This is a genomic window from Vibrio sp. 03_296 (genome assembly GCF_002265885.1).
Map to the genome: position 1 here is coordinate 1 of NZ_NPKW01000689.1, position 1,414 is coordinate 1,414.

2 protein-coding genes and 1 pseudogene are annotated in these 1,414 nt (G+C 45.4%); all 3 read left to right on the plus strand.

Annotated elements, in window-relative coordinates; all coding sequences use genetic code 11:
• Positions 1-300 (plus strand): annotated as a pseudogene (locus tag CIK04_RS34320) (diguanylate cyclase); the annotation flags it as partial.
• Position 301: 1 nt separating this feature from the next.
• Complete coding sequence (locus CIK04_RS34325) at positions 302-499, plus strand: hypothetical protein (protein WP_325205888.1); 198 nt, start codon at positions 302-304, stop codon at positions 497-499.
• Complete coding sequence (locus CIK04_RS34330; protein ID WP_325205889.1) at positions 483-893, plus strand: GGDEF domain-containing protein; 411 nt, start codon at positions 483-485, stop codon at positions 891-893. The genes CIK04_RS34325 and CIK04_RS34330 overlap by 17 nt, the downstream gene beginning before the upstream one ends.
• Positions 894-1,414: the final 521 nt, after the last annotated feature.

The window sequence follows — 1,414 nt, forward strand, 5'->3', positions numbered from 1 at the left end:
GGCACCAACCGAGCAGACATACTCTCAAGCAGCGACCAATTTAGCCTCACGGCGGTGGTGATCGCCTCACTACTTGGCCTGGCGATCATCATTAATTATTTAAGCTATCGACTCAGCGATCAGCTAGCGCAATTGGGTCAATGCCGCTCGTTGCTCGACTTCAAACAACAGCTCAAAATCTTACTCAACCGTTTTTACTTCAACTCTGGGGTTCAGTTTTGCCYCTATGATCCCATCAACCAGATGTTTYCYACCTTGGACTATCACGGCAATAAAAAACCTTTGCTACAAAACGAATGACTTGGTTGCGCAATTATCGGCAAATGCTCTGAGCTTTCACCACCAGCACGATGCCGATCCACTGGCAGTTAAACTGCAAATCAACGGCAATCACTATCGTATGGCGCTGTTTGATGGAGAGCGTTTAAATGGTGTGATCTACCTGCGAAAACGCTTCCAACACAAAAGCGGTGATCAGCATAGTGCAAAACTATGCTAAAACAACGTTATCCAATCTGCTGTTGCATGAGCAGTTACGCCATCAAGACCCGATGACGCAACTGGAAAACAAAGCCAGCTTGGCCAATACCGTCCAGCGAGAGCTCGGTAAGAAGCCTCTATTAGCGATGATCGACATCGACAACTCCAACGCATTAGGACTCTTTGGCCATCCTGTTGGGGATATGGTGATCCGAAAAACCGCTCAGATGATTCGCGATGCCTTTCCTAAACCCAATGGGCTGTGTTTAGCTCGTTATGGCAGTGAAGAGTTTGCCGTATTATTTCAATCCAGCGACGCCCATGAAGCGCAAACGCAGCTTAACGAGCTCAAGCACGCCATCAGTAACACGCGATTGCTTGAAGCGGGGATTGCCCGTGGGATACTCGATTAGTGTCGGCTTGACACAACTTGCACCGAGCTACCACGAGACCATCGAAAACGCAGAACGTGCTCTGCAACGTGCGAAAACTTAGGGAAAAACAGAGTGGTGACTCACTTCTCTGAGAGCTCAGCCAAAACCAGTTGCGCAATAAAATTAGCTCAACTTTCCACCCAACCTGTCACTACTCTTAGAACAAAACGCCGCCGAGAGTAGGTAGGACTCAAAAACAAATTAATACACTGTTATTTAAAGAATAAAACTCCAATTTACTTTAAAGCTCACTCTTTTTTCATTAGCTCAAAACCCTACCTTTTCTCTTAGTATTTTTTACGCATTAAAAGCAAGAAATCATAACCGCCAGTTATATCTAGTTGTAGTCTCTTAGCAGCCTCGCTCGCTCGCCAATGGCTTGAAACACATGGCTAGTAAGGCTTTGTGAACCTGTTCTTTGTCACTCTTCCCCTTTCGGTAATTACACAATGAGCAATAAATTCATATAAACATGGCTCTTATCACATTAAAAGTAACGT